The sequence below is a fragment of the Achromobacter sp. Bel genome (assembly GCF_012928505.1).
Lineage (GTDB): Bacteria > Pseudomonadota > Gammaproteobacteria > Burkholderiales > Burkholderiaceae_B > Achromobacter.
The window spans coordinates 123,345-142,493 of sequence record NZ_JABBJN010000004.1; the positions used below are offsets into that span (position 1 = coordinate 123,345).

General features: G+C 67.1%; 15 protein-coding genes. 6 read left to right on the plus strand and 9 right to left on the minus strand.

Annotation, left to right across the window (positions count from 1 at the left end; all coding sequences use genetic code 11):
• The first annotated feature begins 16 nt into the window (after positions 1-16).
• Positions 17-1,153 carry a hybrid sensor histidine kinase/response regulator gene (locus HG262_RS04195; protein ID WP_169269844.1) on the plus strand — a complete coding sequence of 379 codons (1,137 nt, stop codon included), beginning with the start codon at positions 17-19 and terminating at the stop codon, positions 1,151-1,153.
• Between the two features lie 35 nt (positions 1,154-1,188).
• Here the strand turns inward: HG262_RS04195 and HG262_RS04200 are convergent, their stop codons facing one another.
• The 5 genes from HG262_RS04200 to kdgD form a co-directional block, all read right to left on the minus strand.
• On the minus strand, positions 1,189-3,657 hold the full coding sequence (locus HG262_RS04200; protein ID WP_248293232.1) for a TonB-dependent receptor: 2,469 nt from the start codon (positions 3,655-3,657) through the stop codon (positions 1,189-1,191).
• Positions 3,658-3,835: 178 nt separating this feature from the next.
• Positions 3,836-4,828, minus strand: a complete 993-nt coding sequence (locus tag HG262_RS04205; protein WP_169269845.1) for a FecR family protein — start codon at positions 4,826-4,828, stop codon at positions 3,836-3,838.
• Complete coding sequence (locus HG262_RS04210; RefSeq protein WP_169269924.1) at positions 4,825-5,376, minus strand: sigma-70 family RNA polymerase sigma factor; 552 nt, start codon at positions 5,374-5,376, stop codon at positions 4,825-4,827. Before HG262_RS04210 ends, HG262_RS04205 begins: the two co-directional genes overlap by 4 nt.
• Positions 5,377-5,588: 212 nt before the next feature.
• Positions 5,589-7,172 carry an aldehyde dehydrogenase (NADP(+)) gene (locus tag HG262_RS04215; RefSeq protein ID WP_169269846.1) on the minus strand — a complete coding sequence of 528 codons (1,584 nt, stop codon included), beginning with the start codon at positions 7,170-7,172 and terminating at the stop codon, positions 5,589-5,591.
• 74 nt (positions 7,173-7,246) lie between these two features.
• Positions 7,247-8,161 (minus strand): 5-dehydro-4-deoxyglucarate dehydratase, encoded by a 915-nt coding sequence (gene kdgD / locus HG262_RS04220; RefSeq protein WP_169269839.1) that lies wholly within the window; start codon positions 8,159-8,161, stop codon positions 7,247-7,249.
• 245 nt (positions 8,162-8,406) lie between these two features.
• Between kdgD and garD the strand changes: the two genes are divergently transcribed.
• From garD to HG262_RS04245, 5 genes are all read left to right on the plus strand, one after another.
• Positions 8,407-9,981, plus strand: coding sequence for a galactarate dehydratase (gene garD / locus HG262_RS04225; protein ID WP_169269847.1), 1,575 nt, complete (start codon positions 8,407-8,409; stop codon positions 9,979-9,981).
• Positions 9,982-10,045: 64 nt separating this feature from the next.
• Positions 10,046-11,095, plus strand: coding sequence for an SMP-30/gluconolactonase/LRE family protein (locus tag HG262_RS04230; RefSeq protein ID WP_169269848.1), 1,050 nt, complete (start codon positions 10,046-10,048; stop codon positions 11,093-11,095).
• Positions 11,096-11,168: 73 nt separating this feature from the next.
• A complete protein-coding gene (locus HG262_RS04235; protein WP_169269849.1) occupies positions 11,169-12,173 on the plus strand; it encodes a tripartite tricarboxylate transporter substrate binding protein in 1,005 nt (334 codons plus the stop codon).
• Between the two features lie 550 nt (positions 12,174-12,723).
• The gene (locus tag HG262_RS04240; RefSeq protein ID WP_169269850.1) at positions 12,724-13,656 is read left to right on the plus strand and encodes a helix-turn-helix domain-containing protein; all 933 of its coding nucleotides are present in this window, start codon (positions 12,724-12,726) and stop codon (positions 13,654-13,656) included.
• Positions 13,657-13,768: 112 nt separating this feature from the next.
• Entirely contained in the window at positions 13,769-14,902 is a 1,134-nt protein-coding gene (locus HG262_RS04245; RefSeq protein WP_348984361.1) for a Crp/Fnr family transcriptional regulator, read from the plus strand.
• A 13-nt stretch (positions 14,903-14,915) separates the two neighbouring features.
• Here the strand turns inward: HG262_RS04245 and HG262_RS04250 are convergent, their stop codons facing one another.
• The 4 genes from HG262_RS04250 to HG262_RS04265 are packed head-to-tail and all read right to left on the minus strand — an operon-like array spanning position 14,916 to position 19,141.
• Positions 14,916-16,547: an MFS transporter gene (locus HG262_RS04250; RefSeq protein WP_169269851.1), complete on the minus strand. Its 1,632-nt coding sequence runs from the start codon at positions 16,545-16,547 to the stop codon at positions 14,916-14,918.
• A complete protein-coding gene (locus tag HG262_RS04255) occupies positions 16,544-16,960 on the minus strand; it encodes a DoxX family membrane protein (RefSeq protein WP_248293233.1) in 417 nt (138 codons plus the stop codon). The genes HG262_RS04250 and HG262_RS04255 overlap by 4 nt, the downstream gene beginning before the upstream one ends.
• Positions 16,945-18,852 (minus strand): amidohydrolase, encoded by a 1,908-nt coding sequence (locus HG262_RS04260; protein WP_169269852.1) that lies wholly within the window; start codon positions 18,850-18,852, stop codon positions 16,945-16,947. The genes HG262_RS04255 and HG262_RS04260 overlap by 16 nt, the downstream gene beginning before the upstream one ends.
• On the minus strand, positions 18,845-19,141 hold the full coding sequence (locus HG262_RS04265) for a XapX domain-containing protein (RefSeq protein WP_169269853.1): 297 nt from the start codon (positions 19,139-19,141) through the stop codon (positions 18,845-18,847). The genes HG262_RS04260 and HG262_RS04265 overlap by 8 nt, the downstream gene beginning before the upstream one ends.
• Between the last annotated feature and the right edge of the window lie 8 nt (positions 19,142-19,149).

Sequence of the window (19,149 nt, forward strand, 5' to 3'; positions counted from 1 at the left end):
AACCTGTTCCGACACTATGTTCCTGACATCCGCCAAACCGCAAGACGAACGCATCAAGTGCCTGCTGGTCGATGACGTCCCGGAAAACCTGGTCGCGCTGGAAGCGCTGCTGGAAAGTGGCCGGGTCGAAGTGCTGAAGGCGCAATCCGGGCCGGAGGCCCTGGAACTGCTGCTGCATCATGGCGATGTGGCGCTGGCGCTGCTGGATGTGCAAATGCCCGACATGAACGGCTTCGAACTGGCCGAGCTGATCCGCGGCAGCGAACGCACGCGCCACATTCCGCTGATTTTCATGACCGCCGGCTCGCGCGAGCAGAACTGGCAGTTTCGCGGTTACGAGAGCGGCGCCGTCGACTTCCTGTACAAGCCCATCGATCCGCACATGCTGAGCATGAAGGCGAACGTCTTCTTCGAGCTGCACGAGCGTAAGCGTGCGTTGGGCAAGCAACTGGAAGAGCGCACGGAAGCCCTGCGGATCAATGAGATGTTCATGGCCGTGCTGAGCCACGATCTGCGCACGCCGCTGCAATCCATCGTCATGGGCGCGGCGTTGTTGCAGCGGCAGAACGACAGTGCGCGCGTGGCCAGCCTGGCCCAGCGCATGCTGCAAAGCAGCGAGCGCATGGCGCGCCTGATCGACGACTTGCTGGATGTGACGCGTATCCGGCAGGCTGGCGGCCTGACGCTGGAGCCGGCCTGGATCGGCCTGGACGCGTTGCTGCAACGCACCGTCGACGAGGTGCAGACCGGCTATCCGGATCGCCAGATCGAATGCGAGTGCGTGGGCAACCTGGCGGGCGCCTGGGACGCCGAGCGGCTATGCCAGGTCTTCACGAACCTGATCGGCAATGCGCTGCACCATGGCAGCCGCGACATTCCCGTGCGCATCCGGGCAGACGGGGCGGCGACTGAGCGCGTGGCCGTCACGGTCAGCAACGGCGGCAGCATTCCTCCGGCGTTGCTGCCGCACCTGTTCAACCCGTTCCGCGGCGGCGAGCGCCGCGCCGAAGGTCACAAGGGCCTGGGCCTGGGGCTGTTCATCGCGCAGCAGATCGTGCTGAGCCACGGCGGGCGCATCAGTGCGTCGTCGGAAGACGGCCTGACGCACTTCCGGGTGGACCTGCCACGCGAGTTCCCGCGCGGCGGGGAGTAGGCCCGCCACGCGGACGGCGTGGGTTCCGGGCGGGGTCAGAACTCCGCCGAGACCGACAGCAGCACCGTCAGCGGCGCGCCGACGGTCAGGCCTTCGCGGGCGGCGGATTGCCAGTAGTCCTTGTTGAACACGTTTTCCACGGTGGCGCGCACGACCATCGGCGTGCCGTTGGCCTTGAACGCATAGCGCGCGCCGACGTCGAAACGCGTCCATCCCGGAATCTGTTGGGTATTGCCGACGTCGACATACTGGCTGCTTGTGCGCAACATGCGCGCCGTCAATGTCAGGCCGGGCAGAAACGGGGTGTCCCATTCCGCTGCCGCATTGAACTGGAAGCGCGGCACAGCGGGTGCGACGTTGCCATCGTTCACGCCGCCTTCGGTGCGCGTCAGGCGCCCATCGGTGTAGGCCACGCCGCCCAGCAAGCGAACCCCAGGCGCGGCGTCGCCCTGCACCAGGAACTCCAGGCCGCGGTTGCGCTGCTGGCCGTTGGACACATAGCGGCGGCTGACGGGATCCAGGTAGCTGCTGGGCTTCTCGATCTGAAACGCGCTGAGCGTGGTGAAGAAGTCGCCAAAGTCGTATTTGCCTCCGACTTCGAATTGCTTGGAGATCTCGGGCGGGAACATCTGTCCGGCATTGACGGCGCCTTCCGGCGCGGTGCCGCCCTGGCTCAGGCCTTCGATGTAGTTGCCGTACAGGGACAACTGCTGGGTGGGCCGGACCGTCAATGCGAAGGCGGGCGTCACGGCCGATTTTTCATACTCGGAAGCGGTGCGGCCGGTGGCAGCGTCAAAGTTGGTGGATTCGATCCGCTGGTGCCGGAAGCCCGCGATGACCTGGACCCGGTCTTCGGCGAACGAGATCTTGTCGGCCAGCGCAATGCTGTAGAGCCGGGACTCGCTGGTCTTGGGCAAGTCGCCCGGCCGGGCGATGTCCGGCTTCGGCAAGTCGGCGGGGTGGTACAGGTTCGAGAAGACCGTGCTTGAGCGGATGCGAGCGGACGAATAGTCGATCGCCAGGGCGCTGGCCGAGAGCGACGGCTCGTGCTTGAGCGGGCCGGTATTGAAACGGCCGCGCACGCCGATTTCTCCCGTCTTGCTGAGCAGCGACTCGTTCAGACGGGAGGGGACGGCGCCGATGTCGCCCGCGCTGTCCAGCATCAACCAGCTGGTCTGCATGCTTTCGAAGTCGTGCTTGCGGGCGCCCACGGCGCCATATACCGTCCAGTCCGGCGTCACATCGAACTCGGCCCTGAGGGCGCCCGACCATTCCTTGGTCTTCCAGTAAGTCCAGGACGGGAAGAAGTTGCGGCGCGCATCAGGCGGCGGGCCGATGTCCATCCCGGGCTCCGGCGGGAACAGCAGGCCGCTGCGCGCATCGGTGGTCCGGTTTTGATAGTTGATGTCACCGTCGACGCGAAACCGCTCGCTCTGGTAGTCCAGGCCAAGGGCGACCGCGCCCAGGTCTTCCTTGGAGCCGTCCTGGGGCAGGTCGCCGCCGCTGCCGGCCACGTTCAGCCGCACGCCCCATTCCTGATTGTCGCCATAGCGGCGCGCCAGATCGGCGTGGACGCCGAACTGGGAGTCGCCGATATAGGTCAGCGTATAGCGGTTGAGAGGGTCGGGGCCAGCACGCTTTGGCACGAGGTTGATGGCGCCGCCTACGGATCCGTAAGGCGCCATGCCGTTCAGCAGCGCATTCGGACCGCGCAGGACCTCCACGCGCTCCACGCCGATCAGCGAACTTGCGTTGCGCGGCGAGACGCCATAAAGGCCGTTGAATGCCACGTCGTAGTTGAACAGGGTGAAGCCGCGGATATTGAATTCGTCGCGCCCGGCGCCGCGCGAATAGGTGTTGCGGACGGACGGGTCGTTGACCAGCACGTCGCCGATGTTCTGCGCCTGCTGGTCCTCGATCAGCTTGGCCGTGTATTGCGTGGCGCTGAAGGGCGTGTCCAGGTCGCCCAGATTGCCCAGCAGGCCGACACGCCCGCCGCTGGCCACCTGGCCGCCTGCATAGACGGGCGGCAAGCCACTCGCCAGGGCGCTGGCGGTCACCGTCACCGTATCCAGCAGCGCGGTGCCGGTCTCCGGGGCAGCGACCAGCCGGTATTGGTTCGGCGCTTCGCGCGTGGCGCGCAAGCCCGTGCCGGCCAGCGCAAGGTCCAGGGCCTCCGGGCGGGAATAGTGCCCGCGCACGCCGCCGCTCTGGCGTCCGGCCAGCAGCTCCCGGGGGGCCGCCAGCAAGATGCCCGATTCGTTGGCCAGGCGCGTCAACACCTGGTTCAACGGGGCCGCGGGAATGTCGAACATCAGCAACTCGGAAGCCTGGCCGGTACCGGCGGGCGCGGGCTGGGCGTGCGGCGCCGGCGTCCAAAGCGCCGAAAGGGCAATGGCAAGCGCCAGCGGCAGCCGGGATCCGTGGGAGTGGCCGCAGAAGGCCATGGGCCGCGCGGGAGGCCGGGCGGAAATGGTCAGGGCGGGCGGGAAACGATGGGGCATGACGGGACCTGTGCGCTCGATCAAGGGATAGGAAGGAAGCGAGAGGCGCGGCGGCCGCAACGGGAACGGAAAAGCCGTTCGGCGGCTGGACTCTCGGACTCTCACTTTCCTTAATCGAACAGGACGGCGAAATGCGGAACCGCCAGGACCATTTATTTTTGCAATTTCAATCCGACGCTCAATCGCGCAGTTCGATGCTTACCCACCAAGGCAGCGGGCGGCTCAGGCGGATCGGCAGCACCGAAGCCAGCATGTCGAGCGCGCGATCCGTGTCATTCAGGGGATAGCTGCCGAATACGGGCAATTGCCCCACCTGGGGCGACAGGCCCAGGTGCCCGCCGTGGTAGCGGCGCAGTTCGGCCACAACGTCGGCCAAGGGCAAGCCGTCTGCCAGCAGCAGGCCGTTGCGCCAGCTTTCCCGCGCGGGGTCGGCTGGCATCTGCGGCTGTAACCCATCGGCGGTGAATCGGGCCTGCCGGCCTGCCTGCACGACGGCGCTTGCGCCCGAGCCCGCCGGGGTCACGCGGACGGCGCCGTCGTAGACCGCGACCAAGATGCCGGCATCGTCCTGACTGACAGAAAAGCGCGTCCCCAGGGCCTGCAAGCGGCCCTCGGCGGTATCGACGACGAAGGGGCGCAGCGGATCCTTGCCGGTGTCGATCAATATTTCCCCGTCCACCAGTTCCAGGCGGCGCTGCGTGCCGCTGTAGGCCCGGTTGAACCCGCTTAGCGCCTTGATCCAGACCGTGGTGCCGTCGGACAGGGCGACCTGACGCGTTTCCCCCACGCCGGCGCGATATTCCGCGCCCCATAGCGTTGCCAGGGCGGACAAGGGTGTCTGGCGCCAGGCGGTCCATCCCAGCCAGGAGAGCCCCAGGGTTCCGGCCAGACCCAGCAGGACCTGACGCCGCCGACGGGGCGCGGTGCTGACGGTCTGGTGAAACGCCGCCACCGCGGCGTCGCGATCGGGGCTTGATTGCAGCGGGCTGAAGCGGCGGCCGACACGTTCGACATAGCTCCAGGCCAGCCGGTGCGCGTCATCGCGGCCCAGCCACTGATTCCATTTCTGCTGTTCAGCGGCGGAAGCCTGCCCGGTACGCAGCAAGGCATACCACTCGGCGGCTTCTTCCATCGCGCGATGCGAGGGTTCGGGCGAGAGCGTCACGGTCATGGCGCGGCGGGCAAGGGGGAGGGCGCCGCCGGGGACGTTTCGGCCAGGCCGGCGGTCAACCGGGCTTCGAGCTTCATGCAGCAGAGCATGGCCTGCGCCACATATTTGCGCACCATGCGCGACGACACGTTCAGCGTCGCGGCGACTTCGTTGTCCGTCATGTCGCAAGCGACGGCCAGGACGAAGGCGTGGGCCACCTTGGCGGGCAAGTCGCGCAGCATGGCGTCGATTTCGCCCAGGGCTTCAAGCACCATGGCCTGCTGTTCCGCGGAAGCCGCCGTGGGTTCCGGCTGCGCCGCAAGCGCTTCCAGCCACGCTTGCTCCAGGCTGCGCCGGCGCCACAGGTCGACGCACATGCCATTGGCCATTTTGCGCAGGTAAGCGCGAACCTGCTGCGGGCTCTCGAACTGGCAGGGGCGCGTCAGCAGGCGCACGAACGCGTCGTGCGCCAGGTCCGCCGCATCGGCCGCATTGCCCAGACGCCAGTTGACCCAGGCAAGCAACCAGTGGTGGTGATTGCCATACAGGTGCTCGAAGTCCTGGGACAAACGTTGTGATGCGCTCACGATCTCGCCCGCTCGCGATAAGGGGCCGCACCATTGCTAATGCGAACACGTATCAATTAATAAGTGAGCGCAGATTATGGCGCGTCGCGGACCGCCTTGGCAACCCTGGGGAAAGCCGACTGTGGCGCGCCGGCCTCAGGCTGCTGAAGGCGCAAGCCTTGGGCGCGACGCGTCCACAACGCGTGGCGCCGGCGTCAACCGGCCGTCATCACCCCGTCGACCATGCGCATCAGATCCAGCGGATTTCCGCGCTTCACCCCTTCGGGCAGCAGAGCGTCGGGCAGGTCCTGGTAGCAGACCGGGCGCAGGAAACGACGGATGGCGGTGGCGCCCACCGACGTGGAGGCGGCGTTGGACGTGGCAGGGAAGGGGCCGCCATGCACCATGGCGTGGCTGACTTCGACGCCGGTCGGGTAGCCGTTGGCCAGGATGCGGCCGGCCTTGCGTTCCAGCACGGGCAGTAGCGTTTGGGCCTGCGGCACGTCGGCGTCATCCACGAAAATCGTGGCGGTGAGTTGGCCTTCCAGGTGTTCGGCCACGGCCTTCATCTGGGCGATGTCCTTGCAGGCGACCACCAGCGAGGCGGGGCCGAAGACTTCGGCCTCAAGTTCGTGCGAGGCCAGGAAGCGGTCGGCCTGCGTGCCGAAGACGACGGCGCCGGCCGCGTTGGCGGCCGGTTTCGAGGCTTCGCCGCGGCCCAGGGTGGCGACGCTGGCGTGCTTGGCCAGCGCGTCGGCGCCTTCCTGGTAGGCCGCGAAGATGCCCGGGGTCAGCATGGTGGCCGCGCCCTTGGCCTGCACCGCTTGCGCGGCAGCCTGGCGGAAGCGTTCCAGCGCGGGGCCCTCGATGCCGATGACCAGGCCGGGGTTGGTGCAGAACTGGCCGACGCCCAGGGCCAGCGAATCCACGAAGCCGCGGGCGATGGTTTCGGCGCGGGCCTCCAGCGCGGCCGGCATCAGGAACACCGGGTTGATGCTGGACATCTCGGCGTAGACGGGAATCGGCACGGGGCGTGCGTTGGCGGCGGCAACCAGGGCCAGGCCGCCGCGGCGGGAACCCGTGAAGCCGACGGCGGTGATGGCCGGGTGCGTCGCCAGGGCCGTGCCGATGTCGCTGCCTGCGCCGAACAGCAGCGAGAACGTGCCTTCCGGCAGGCCATGGCGGGCGACGGCGGCCTGGATCACGCGGCCCACCATTTCAGAGGCGCCCGGGTGAGCGTTGTGGGCCTTGACGATGACAGGGCAACCCGCGGCCAGTGCGGACGCGGTGTCGCCGCCGGCCACCGAGAACGCCAGCGGGAAGTTGCTGGCGCCAAAGACCGCTACCGGGCCCAGCGGCACGTTGGCCAAGCGCAGGTCGGCGCGCGGCAGCGGCTGGCGGTCGGGCTGGGCGGGGTCGATGGTGGCGTCCAGGAAGTAGCCGTCGCGGACCACGCGGGCGAACAGGCGCAGTTGGCCGACGGTGCGACCGCGTTCGCCCTGCAGGCGGGCCACGGGCAAGCCGGTTTCCTGGTGGGTGCGCTCGATCAGCGCATCGCCCAGCGCCAGGATGCCTTCCGCGATGGTCTCCAGGAACTGCGCGCGGGTTTCCAGCGGCGCAGCGCGATAGGGATCGAACGCGGCGCGGGCCAGTTCCGCCGCGCGTGCGACGTCGTCGGACGAACCGGCCGGGAAGCCGGGTTCCAGGCGTTCGCCGGTGGCGGGGTTGATGGCGTGTTGGGCGGCGCCCGAGCCCAGGACGGCGGTGGCGCCGATCAGCATTTGGCCGGTCAAGGTCATAGGGATTCTCCGAAAAAAAGCGCCCCCGAATCGGGGGCAGGAATGCGTGGCGGTATTGCGCGCCTGGCTTGCGCTTACTGCGGGCCGAGCTTCTTGATCAGGGCGTTGAGCATGTCGAGTTCTTCGCCGGTCAGGTCGGTCAGCGGGGCGCGCACGGGGCCCGCGTCATGGCCGACGAGCTTGGCGCCGGCCTTGACGATGCTGACGGCGTAGCCGGCCTTGCGGTTGCGGATTTCGAGGTAGGGGAGGAAGAAGTCGTCGAGCAGGCGGTTGGTGGTGTCGGAATCGCCGGCGGCAATGGCGCGATAGAAGTCCATGGCCGTCTTGGGCACGAAGTTGAAGACGGCCGACGAGTAGACCGGCACGCCCAGTGCGCGGTAGGCGGCGGCATAGACTTCGGCGGTGGGCAGGCCGCCCAGGTAGGAAAAGCGGTCGCCCAGCTTGCGGCGGATGCGGACCATGGCTTCGATGTCGCCGATGCCGTCCTTGAAGCCGACCAGGTTGGGGCAGCGTTCGGCCAGTTGCGCGAGGCTGTCGGCCGACAGGCGGGACTGGGCGCGGTTGTAGACGATGACGCCGATCTTGACGGAGTTGCAGACCTGCTCGACGTAGGCGGCGATGCCGTCTTGGGAGGCTTCGGTCAGGTAGTGGGGCAGCAGCAGGATGCCCTTGGCGCCTTGGCGCTCGGCTTCCTGGGCGTAGGCGATGGCGGTGCGGGTGGGGCCGCCAGCGCCGGCCAGGATGGGCACCTTGCCGGCGCAGGTTTGGACGGCAGTGCGCACGACGTCCGAGTACTCCTGGGGAGCCAGGGAGAAGAACTCGCCGGTGCCGCCGGCGGCAAAGAGGGCGGTGGCGCCGTACGGGGCCAGCCATTCAAGGCGGGCGGCGTAGCTCTTGGCGTTGAAATCGCCGTTCTGGTCAAAGTCCGTCACGGGGAAGGAAAGCAGTCCTTCCGACACGATTTCCTTGAGTTCCTGCGGGGTGGTCATAGCGCGATCGTCCGGTGTGTCCGTTGCGGCCGGGTGTCGTGGCGTCGAACGGTTGGCGGGGTTAAAAGGTAAGTCATCGTACAACACGAATTTACGCATTTCAAGGCATCTTTCCCTATGAACATACTTGTAGACAAGGGGAAACCCGAAATTTATTTTTGATACTGTTCGAAGATATTCTCTTAGTTGTACGATAACGTATCGGATGCCAGCCTTACGCGCATCCTCATGTGAAAGGATTCTTCATGCAGGTTGCGGCAGACCAAGCGCCGGTGCTTATCAAGATTCACCCCCAGGACAATGTGGCGATCGTGGCCAACGAAGGTGGCTTGTCCGCCGGCACCGTGCTGCCGGACGGACTGCGGCTGGTGGACACCGTGCCGCAGGGGCACAAGGTCGCGTTGGCGGATCTGGCCGAAGGCGACGCCGTGGTGCGCTACAACGTGGTGGTCGGGTTTGCCGCGAAAGCGCTGCCGCGCGGCAGCTGGATCAATGAACGTGTCACGACCATGCCGGCGGCGCGCACGCTGCAGGATCTGCCCGTGGGCACGCGCATTGCGCCGCTGCCGCCGCTGGAAGGCTACACCTTCGAAGGTTTCCGCAATGCGGACGGTACCGTGGGCACGCGCAACATCCTTGCCATCAGCACCACCGTGCAGTGCGTGCAAGGCGTGGTCGAGCACGCCGTGGCCCGGATTCGGCAGGAAATGCTGCCGCGCTATCCCAACGTGGACGACGTGGTGGGCATTGAGCACACCTACGGCTGCGGCGTGGCTATCGACGCCCCGGGGGCGGCAATCCCCATCCGCACCTTGCACAACATTGCGCGCAACCCCAATTTCGGCGGCACGTCGATGGTGGTCAGCCTGGGATGCGAAAAGCTGCAGCCGGAACGGCTTCTGGCGCCGGGCGCCATTCCCATCCGGGCGGGCGAGGGCATGGGTGCCGACGGCGAGGGCGTGGACACCATCGTGCTGCAGGACGAAGAGAACATCGGCTTCCAATCCATGATCGACCTGATCATGCGCACGGCAGAACGCCATTTGCAGAAACTGAATGCGCGCCGGCGCGAAACCTGCCCCGTGTCGGACCTGACGGTCGGCGTGCAATGCGGCGGCAGCGACGCGTTTTCCGGGGTGACCGCCAACCCTGCCGTGGGCTTCGCGACCGACCTGGTGGTGCGGGCGGGCGGCACGGTCATGTTTTCCGAGAACACCGAAGTGCGCGACGGCATCGACCAGTTGACCGCGCGCGCCGCCACGCCCGAGGTGGCGCAGGCGTTGGTGCGCGAGATGGCCTGGTACGACGATTATCTGCAGCGCGGCATGGCCGACCGCAGCGCCAACACCAGTCCAGGCAACAAGAAGGGCGGCTTGTCGAACATCGTCGAAAAGGCGATGGGGTCGATCGTGAAGTCGGGCTCGTCGCCGATCCATGGCGTGCTGTCGCCCGGCAACCGCCTGACGCAAAAGGGCCTGATATTCGCCGCCACCCCAGCCAGCGATTTCATTTGCGGCACGTTGCAGTTGGCGGCGGGGATGAACCTGCATATTTTTACCACCGGCCGCGGCACGCCTTACGGGCTGGCGCAGGTGCCGGTGATCAAGGTGGCCACGCGCGACAGCCTGGCGCGCCGCTGGCATGACCTGATGGACGTAAACGCCGGGCGCATCGCCACGGGCCAGGCCACGATCGAAGACGTGGGTTGGGAACTGTTCCGCCTGATGCTGGATGTGGCTAGCGGCCGCCAGCAGACCTGTGCGGAAAAGCTCAAGCTGCACAACGCCCTGGCGTTGTTCAACCCCGGCCCGGTGACCTGAGGGCGCCCGCGCGCCGTCTTTGCCGCATTGCCATCGCCATACACCGACAACAGAGGAGACACCGATGGAGCATGCCCCCTTGGCCCAGCCTGGCCGCCGCCGGCTGCTGGGCGCCGCATTGGCGCTGGGACCGGCCGCGCTGGCAGAAGCGCAGTCGTTCAGTTTTACGCCACAGCAGCGTTATCCGGACCCGTCCGTTCGCATCCTGGACCCGGAGTTTTCCAAGTACCGCATCTACAGCAGCAGCGTCGAACAGCTGGCCAGTGGGTTCCGGTGGCTGGAAGGGCCGGTCTGGGTCGGTGATGGACGCTATCTGCTGGTGTCCGACATACCCAACGACCGCATTCTGCGCTGGGACGAAACGACGGGCGCGGTCAGCGTGTTCCGTCATCCCGCCAACTTCAGCAACGGGCTGGCGCGCGACCGTCAAGGCCGCTTGCTGGCCTGCGAACACCTGACGCGACGGGTCACGCGCACGGAATACGACGGGTCGATCACCGTGCTGGCGGACCGCTTCGACGGCAAGCCCTTCAATTCCCCCAACGACATCGTCTGCCAGCGCAATGGCGCGGTCTGGTTCACGGACCCGCCGTTCGGCATCGGCGGCCATTGGGAGGGCGACAAGGCCAAACCCGAACTGCCGCACGGCGTGTACCGCATCGACCCGTCGGATGGCCGCGTGACGCGCGCGCTGGCCGATCTGGCCGGCCCCAACGGGCTGTGCTTTTCGCCCGACGAAAAGCGCTTGTACGTGGTGGAGTCCCGCCATCAGCCCAACCGCGTGATCTGGGCGTACGACGTGGGCGCGGACGGCGCGCTGTCGGGCAAGCAGGTGGTCGTGGACGCGCAGGGCCCGGGCGCCATCGACGGCATCAAGTGCGACGAAGACGGAAACCTGTGGTGCGGCTGGGGCAGCAACGGCGCGCCCAACGCCAAATCCGAAGAGTTCGACGGCGTGATGGTGTTCAACCCCGCCGGCAAGCCCATCGGCCACATCCGGCTGCCCGAGCGCTGCGCCAACCTGTGTTTCGGCGGCGCCAAGCGCAACCGCCTGTTCATGGCCAGCAGCCATTCCCTTTACGCCCTATACGTTGAAGCGCGCGGCGCCGCCTGAATGCCGCGCAAGACGGCGATACCGCCGCCTGCGACCGCTTTACCGACAACACATCAAACCGTGTGGAGACAGCATGAATGCAAGCAAGAGGCAGTTCCTGGGCGGCGCCGCGGCGCTTTGCCTGTCGCCGTTGGTGCCCGCCTGGGCGCAACAGGCCAACGCATCGACGGCGGACGCTGCCGCCAACTGGCCGACGCGCCCCGTGCGCATCATCGTGCCGTACCCGCCTGGCGGATCGTCGGACATCATCGCCCGCATCCTGGCGCCGCGCCTGGCCGATGCGCTCAAGCAGACCGTAGTCGTCGAGAACAAGCCGGGCGCCAACGGCAACCTGGGCGCAGGCCTGGTCGTGCAGTCGGCCGCGGAGGGCCATACCGTGCTGCTGTGCGACGTGGGCGCGCTGGCGATCAGCCCGTCCGTCTACACCAGATTGTCGTTCGACCCGTCCAAGGACCTGCGCGCCGTCAGCATGCTGGCCTATTCGCCGCACGTGCTGGCCGTGCATCCCGACGTGCCGGCCAAGACCGTCCAGGAACTGGTGGCGCTGTCCAAGCAGCAACGCCTGAACTTCGCGGTGACGGCGATCGGCAGTGCGCCGCACCTGGCCGCCGTGGCCGTGCAGCAGGCGACCGGCGCCCAGTGGGAATACGTGCCCTACAAGGGCGGTTCGCAGGCGGTGACGGACACCATCGGCGGGCAGACGCAGGTCATCATGAACGGGCTGCTGGCCACCTTGCCGCACATCAAGGCGGGCAAGCTGCGGCCGATCGCGATTTCAAAGGGCGAACGCATGCAGCTGGTGCCGGACATCCCGACGATCTCGGAGCAAGGCGTCAAGGGATTCGAGTCGGGCACCTGGCAAGGTGTCATGGCGCCGATCACGACGACGGATCCGGTGGCGGAAAAACTGGCGATGCTGATGGCGCAGATCGTCAGCCAACCGGACGTGAAGGCGCAGTTGAACGAGCAGGGCGCCGAAATCGTGATCCGTAACCCGGCGGAGCTTACGCAGTTCTTCAACAGCGAGCGCGCCCGTTGGGCCAAGGTGGTGCAAAGCGCGGATATCCGGTTGGATTGATGCTGCCGACGGGGCCGCACCTTGCGAGGCGCTGGGGATGGGCGCACACTGGCCGGCATGCCGCGTTGCCACGGAGCTGCCATGAAAGCCCTGACCCTTGCCGCATGGATGGTGCTGGCCGCCGCTCCCGCCTTGGCGCGGGACGGCGTACCCAGCGTACCCCAGCCGCCCGCGTCCGCGCGCACCTTGCCGGACGCCTGTTTGGGGGCATCGTGCCCGAAAAAGGTCGATCCCGCGCAGACGAATTCCCCCTGCCTGGGGACGGCGTGTGCGGGGTCGGGATCATCCGTGCCAGGGACGAAGCCCGGCGCAAGCCCACCCCCCGCGCCATGGAGCGGCCCCGCCCAGCCCAAGTTGCCGCCGATGCCGTCGCGGCCTGGGCAACCCGCAGGGCCGCTGTCGCCGGGGCCCGCGATGCCGCGTTAGGATATCGAATCGCGCATGCGCGCCGGCCAGCTTGAAAGAATTCATGACGATGCTTGTTGCATAGCAACATGCCCTGCTATCTTCTTGCCCGTTACGCGTTCGCCGCGACTTGGGATCCTTATCCATGCCTGCCCGCCAACGTCTGCCCCTCGATCCCGCTCCCATGGCGCCGCCGTCTACCGACGCGCTGGGCTGCGCAGCCAGCAAACTGCTGGTGAATCAGCAATTCGAGGGCGGCGGCCTGACCTTCTATCGCAAGAGCACCGACCGGGAACACTTCGGCCACGTCTCGACACCCGCCTCCGACCGTGGCTTTCTGGTCGGGGTAGCGATGCAGGGCGGGCACCGCCGGCGCATCCTGGCAGGCCACCACGCATCAACCCATGACTTCGACACGGGTTCCATCTACATCCGCGATTTCAACGACGACTATCGGGCGGACTTGCACGGCGGATTCGACTTTGTGCTGATCGAGCTGTCCCGCGCATTCATCGAGCGCGTGAACGACGAGCGGGGCGGGCCGCGCATCAGCAGCCTGCTGCCGCGCGCCGGCACGCACGACCCGGTGTTGGCGCATTTGTCGCAAGTGGTGGGTTGCGTGATGGAGCAACCGGCGCAAAGCAGCGGCTTGTTCGTGGATCACCTGAGCCTGGCCATCGGCACGCATGTGCTTGAGCATTACGGCGCGGGGGCCACCTCGGGGTGGGCGGAATCGGGCGGCGGGCGCGTGCTGTCGCGCAATCTGGAGGCGCGCGCCAAGGACATGTTGCTGGCGGCCACGCGGGACGACAATTCCATTGCGGACATCGCCGAGGCATGCGGCTTGTCGCGCAGCTATTTCATCAAGGCGTTCCGGCAAACGGTGGGCACGACGCCGCACCGCTGGCTGCTGGAGCAGCGCGTGCAAAAGGCCAAGGACCTGCTGCGTGCACCGGGACGGTCCATTATCGATATTGCGCAGTCGTGCGGTTTTGCCGATCAAGCGCATATGACTCGGGTATTCACCAGCCTGGTCGGCGTGTCGCCAGGGGCCTGGCGCCGCATGAACGCGTCATAGGCGCGCCGTCGCGTCATTGTTCTTTCGTACAAAGCAGCGCGCAAGCGCGCAAGACTCGGCGGGCAGCGGAAAGCTACCGTTCGCGGTATCGTGCCGCTTTCCCGGAGGATCCGTGACTCAGTTCATCAACCATCTTGGCGCCGCTTCCGCATTTGCGTCCGCCTCCGCCTGTCGTCCGGCCGATTTGCCGGCGTTGCATGCGCAGGCGTTTCCGATGCTGCCATCCGCCTTGTTGATGCGGGTGGCGTCCTATGGCGACGAAATCGCGGCGGCTGGCGGCAGCGTCCTGTTGAACTGCGGTGAACGCGAGGGCGCCTTCTATATCGTCCTGGAAGGCTATGTCGAGGTGCTGGAATGCGAGCCCGATGGCACGATGCAGCGGCTGTTGACGCACCGCGACGGGGAGTTCACGGGCAGCCTGGACCTTTTCACCGACCGTCCCAACGCCGTGACGGTGCGCGCGGAATCCGCAAGCCGGTTGCTGCGCATCGACCGAGCGGCGCTTGCGCAGTTGATCCTGGCCGACCCGGAGTTCGCCGGCATCGTGTTGCGCGCCTTCATGCTGCGCCGGATCGGGTATCTGCGCCAACGGCCCTACGGTGGCGCGATCCTCCGATCGACGACGAAGGCCGAACCGGAGGATGCCGTACTGGACCTGGCCGTGGTCGGCGGCGGGCCGGCGGGCTTGGCAGCCGCAAGCTATGCCGCGTCCGAAGGGTTGCACACGGTGCTGGTGGGCGGTTCCCTGTGCGCTGCCGATTCGGGCGCCGGCCAGGTGCTGGCGGGTTTTCCAGGGACCATCACGGGCTTGTGCGGCGGCGGCCTGCTGCAGAGGGCGGAGGTCCAGAGCCGCCGCTTCGGGTCGCAGGTGCTGGCCCGGCGCATGGCGCAGGCGTTCGACAGCAACTGTTATCCCTACCGGATTACGTTGGACGACGGGCAGATAATCGAAACGCGCAGCCTGATCGTGGCCACGGGCATGCAGGAGGGCGCCTGCGAGGGCACGCCAGAGGCCAACACGGCATGGCTGGACGGCTGCCTCGACACGGATGACCTGGGTTACATCCACACGGGCCGCGCGGCGGCGGGTTCCATGCAGGCGCGAGCCTATGAAAGCTCGCAGCCTGGCGTGTTCGCGGTGGGCGCGGTGCGTGCAGGCTCGGCCAAACATGTGTTGGCCGGCATCGCCGAAGGCGCGGCCGCGGTGCGGGTGGTGCACCGCTTCCTGGACGCTTCGGCGCACTGAAGGCGCCGCGCGGTCAGGCGGCCGGTCCTGGCTTGGCCTGACGGATGTCCAGTGCCAGGAAATGATGCACCACGGGTTTCTCCGGGCCGATGTGAAAGCGCTGGGCTTCGCCCTGCAAATCGGCGTCGGCCTGCGACACGCGTTGGTGCTGGCGCAGGTGTTCCGCCCAGGACTCCACCAGGAACCACTCCTGCACCCGTTCCGGGTCGCTCGTATGTTCGGCAATGCCCCAGGCGTAAGCGCCGTCGCGCCGGCGTTCCTCCGCCACCGCCTTGAGCGCCTGCAGGAAAGCGGGCCGGTCCTGGACGCGGATGCGGTATTCGATCTGCACCATGACGGGACCGCGGTCATGTTCTACCGGCGTATCCAGCAAGGGTTCGGGCCAATGGTTGGAGGGATCCAGATTGGCCTCGCCCTGGGGCAGGCGCAGGCGGTGAAGCACGAGTCCCGCGACGAGCAGGCCGGCGGCGCCAGCGAGCAGGGTCGCGGGCACGCCGATTTCTTGCGCCAATAGGCCCCAGCCCAGGCTGCCGGCGGCCATCGCGCCGTTAAAGACCATCAGGTAGATCGCCAGGCCTCGCCCGCGGACCCAGTTGGGCAGGATTGCTTGCGCCACGCCGTTGAAGGTGGTCAGGGCGACGATCCATCCCACGCCCAGCAGCAGCAGGAGCAGCACCGCCGCCCATTGCGGGGGAGCGAAGGACAATGCCGCCATCACGACGGCCGCGACGGCGGCGGCGGCCAATACCAGGCCGTCCGTGTTCAGGCGCTGGCGCAGCTTGGGCAAGATGACTGCGCCCAGGATCGCGCCGACGCCCACCGCGCCCAGCAAGATGCCATAGAAGCCTGCGCTGCCGCCCAGCATGCGCCGGGCCACCAGCGGCAGCAGCGCCCAGACGGAACTGGCGAAGATGAAGAACACCGCCGCACGCAGCAGCACCACGTGCAGTTCACGGCTGGCGCGGGCAAAACGCACGCCCGCGCGGAATGCGCCGAAGAATTGTTCGGACAGGCCGTCGTCCACCTTTTTAGGCCGCTTCCACCATAGCAGGGCGCCAATCACGAACACATAGCTCAGCACGTCCGCCCCGTAAGCGGCGGCGGCTCCGAACGCGGCCAGCAGCAGGCCGCCCACGGCCGGGCCCAAGGCGCGCGCGATGTTGATGCCCAGCGAGTTCAGGCCGACGGCCGTCTTCAGTTCCGCTTTGGGCACCAGCTCGGGGACGATGGCCTGCCAGGTCGGCCCCATCAGTGCCGTGCCCACGCCGCCCAGGAAGGTCAGCGCGATCAGATATTCCACGGTCAGCGTATTCGTCTTGGCCATCATCAGCAGGGTGAAACTGACGCTAGCCAGCAGCACCTGGATGATGATCAGGAAGCGGCGCCGGTCCAGGATGTCGGACAGCACGCCTGCCGGAATGGCCAGCAGGAAGACCGGCAGCGTGGCGGCGGTCTGCATCATGGCGACGGCGGCGGGGTTGGATGACAGGTCGGTGACGAGCCAGGCGCTGGCGACGTCGCGCATGAAGCTGCCGATATTGCCCAGGATGGTGGCGCCCCACAGCACGGCGAACAGCGTGTGCTTGAGGGGGGCCATGCCGCCGACGGCGGCGGGCGGAGGGGGGGTGCGGTTAACGTTGGTCATTGGGGGCGCTCGGTCAAGTCATGCCATGCGACCAGGACCCAGGCCCCGGCCAATCCGAAGTGCTCGTAGAAGGCGTTCATGCTCATGAAGCGCGCGTTGGCGGGCGCTTCCCAGTATCGGTTGGCCATCAATGCCGCCGCCGCGGTGAAACCTGCCAGCGCCAGGGCGCCCAGCCAGCGCAGCCGGCCGCTCAGGACCAGCGCGCTTGCGCCCAGTTCCAGCAGAATAACGGCAGCGGCCGCGAGAGGGGCGGGGTGCAGGCCGAAATGCGCCATTTCCGCCTGGGCGCCGTCAAAGTCCATCAGCTTGACCAGCCCGCCCTGCAGGTAGGCGCCGCATAGCGCCAGCAGGGCAAGCCAATGGACGGTGCGCGAAGTGATTGCTGCGCCGCGTATCGTCATACGGCCCAGCATGCGCAACCCAGCGCGCCCCAAAAGCCCTTCAGGTCCGAAACGGGCAGTCTGCTGGCCCAGGCGCCCGCGTGCTGGTGGCCATGGACGTTGCAGTCGTTCGCGCATGCGCAGGCGGAGGCCGCCTCGCGCAGGGTGGCTTGCAGCGGCTTGCCTTGCGCGTCACCCCAAGCGCCATAACCGCCGAACAGCCGCGTGGGCGACCAGTCCGGCATCGCGGGCGGCGGGGGGGCCTCGTCATGGGCGGCGAATTCACCGGCGCCCCACACCACCTTGCCGCCCACGATCGTGAGCAGGCTTGCGATGTCGGCGATGTCAGATTCCGGGCAGGCGAAAAAGTCGCGGTCGGGCACGATCAAGTCGGCCAACTGCCCCTCGGCGATGCGGCCCTTCTTGCCTTGCTCATTCGAGAACCAGGTGACGTTTTCGGTCCACATCCGCAGCGCGGCATCGCGGTCGAGGCAGTTGCGCTGCGGGGTCAGCCGCAGGCCGCCGACGGTCTTGCCGGTAATCAGCCAGGACAGCGACACCCAGGGGTTGTAGGACGCCACCCGCGTGGCGTCGGTGCCGGCCGACACATTCACGCCTTGCTCCAGCATGCGCTTGACCGGCGGCGTGGCTTCGGCCGCGCCCGCGCCATAGCGTTCGACGAAATACTCGCCCTGGTAGGCCATGCGGTGCTGCACGGCGACGCCGCCGCCCAGCGCCGCGATGCGGTCGATGGAGCGTTCCGAGATCGTTTCGGCGTGGTCGAAAAACCAGTTCAGCCCAGCCAGCGGTATGTCCTGGTTGACGCGTTCGAACACGTCCAGCGCCCGCGAAATCGTTTCATCGTAGGTCGCGTGCAAGCGCCACGGCCAGCGGTTCTGCGCCAAAATGCGCACGACTTCCTCAAGCTCGCCTTCCATTTCGGGGCCCATCTCGGGCCGGGGTTGGCGGAAGTCCTCGAAGTCGGCCGCGGAAAACACCAGCATTTCGCCGGCGCCGTTATGGCGGAAGTAGTCGGTGCCTTGCTTGTATTGCGACGTGGCGGTCCAGTTCAGGAAGTCTTCCTTTTCCTGCTTGGGCTTTTGGGTGAACAGGTTGTAGGCCAGGCGGATCGTCAATTGGCCGGCATCGGCCAGTTGCTGGATGACCTGATAGTCCTCGGGGTAGTTCTGGAAGCCGCCGCCGGCGTCGATGGCGCCGGTGACGCCCAAGCGGTTCAGGTCCCGCATGAAATGACGCGTGGAATTCAGCTGATAGTCGAACGGCAGCTTCGGGCCTTTGGCCAGGGTGGCATAAAGGATCGATGCATTGGGCTTGGCCAGCAGCAGCCCCGTGGGGTTACCAGCCGCGTCGCGCACGATCTCGCCGCCCGGCGGCGCTGGCGTGGCCTTGTCGTAACCCACGGCGCGCAAGGCGGCGGCGTTCAGCAGCGCGCGGTCGTAAAGGTGCAGGATGAACACGGGCGTGTCGGGCGCGGCAGCGTTCAACTCTTCGATGGTCGGCAACCGCTTTTCGGCGAACTGATGTTCGGTGAAGCCGCCCACGACGCGCACCCATTGCGGAGCGGGAGTGATGGCGACCTGCCGGCGCAACATGCCCATGGCGTCCGCCAGGCTTGTCACGCCGTCCCAGCGCAGCTCCATGTTGTAGTTCAGCCCGCCGCGGATGATGTGCAGGTGGTTGTCGATCAGGCCCGGCAGCACGCCGCGCCCGTTCAGGCCGATGACTCGGGTGCCGGGACCTGCCAGCGGCAGGATGTCGGCCGCGGCGCCCACGCGGGTGAAGCGGCCGTTCCGGATGGCGACGGCGTCGGCCGTGGGGTTGGCGGGGTCCAGCGTCGTGAAGCGGCCCTGATGCAGGATCAGGTCGGGTGCGCCGGGGGGCACGGTGTTGGGGGTATCAGCCATTGCGCTTGTCTCCACATGCGTCCGGGGTCGATTGGGCGGGGTTGGCGGGCTTGGGGCAACTGGGCAGCTCGCCGAACATGTGCGGTTTGACCTGCTGGTGCAGCCAGGACGTGCGGGTGGCCTCGTCGGAAAGCAGGCGTTTGACCAGCGGTGGAATCTGTTCGCCCGCCAGGATGCCAAGCAGGCCTACCAGGGCGATCACGGGAGGCGCGGGGGACCGCACATTGAACAGCGCATAAATGATCCCGACCAGCAGGCCGAGCCCCAGTGAAACCAGGTAGACCTTCATCAGCGGAC

Excerpts from the sequence above, each read along its gene's own strand:
- HG262_RS04230 (WP_169269848.1), top strand. The coding sequence starts at position 10,046 with ATGGAGCATGCCCCCTTGGCCCAGCCTGGCCGCCGCCGGCTGCTGGGC.
- HG262_RS04265 (WP_169269853.1), bottom strand. The coding sequence starts at position 19,141 with ATGAAGGTCTACCTGGTTTCACTGGGGCTCGGCCTGCTGGTCGGGATC.
- HG262_RS04200 (WP_248293232.1), bottom strand. The coding sequence starts at position 3,657 with ATGCCCCATCGTTTCCCGCCCGCCCTGACCATTTCCGCCCGGCCTCCC.
- garD (WP_169269847.1), top strand. The coding sequence starts at position 8,407 with ATGCAGGTTGCGGCAGACCAAGCGCCGGTGCTTATCAAGATTCACCCC.
- kdgD (WP_169269839.1), bottom strand. The coding sequence starts at position 8,161 with ATGACCACCCCGCAGGAACTCAAGGAAATCGTGTCGGAAGGACTGCTT.
- HG262_RS04255 (WP_248293233.1), bottom strand. The coding sequence starts at position 16,960 with ATGCTGGGCCGTATGACGATACGCGGCGCAGCAATCACTTCGCGCACC.
- HG262_RS04205 (WP_169269845.1), bottom strand. The coding sequence starts at position 4,828 with ATGACCGTGACGCTCTCGCCCGAACCCTCGCATCGCGCGATGGAAGAA.
- HG262_RS04240 (WP_169269850.1), top strand. The coding sequence starts at position 12,724 with ATGCCTGCCCGCCAACGTCTGCCCCTCGATCCCGCTCCCATGGCGCCG.
- HG262_RS04250 (WP_169269851.1), bottom strand. The coding sequence starts at position 16,547 with ATGACCAACGTTAACCGCACCCCCCCTCCGCCCGCCGCCGTCGGCGGC.
- HG262_RS04260 (WP_169269852.1), bottom strand. The coding sequence starts at position 18,852 with ATGGCTGATACCCCCAACACCGTGCCCCCCGGCGCACCCGACCTGATC.
- HG262_RS04195 (WP_169269844.1), top strand. The coding sequence starts at position 17 with ATGTTCCTGACATCCGCCAAACCGCAAGACGAACGCATCAAGTGCCTG.
- HG262_RS04235 (WP_169269849.1), top strand. The coding sequence starts at position 11,169 with ATGAATGCAAGCAAGAGGCAGTTCCTGGGCGGCGCCGCGGCGCTTTGC.
- HG262_RS04215 (WP_169269846.1), bottom strand. The coding sequence starts at position 7,172 with ATGACCTTGACCGGCCAAATGCTGATCGGCGCCACCGCCGTCCTGGGC.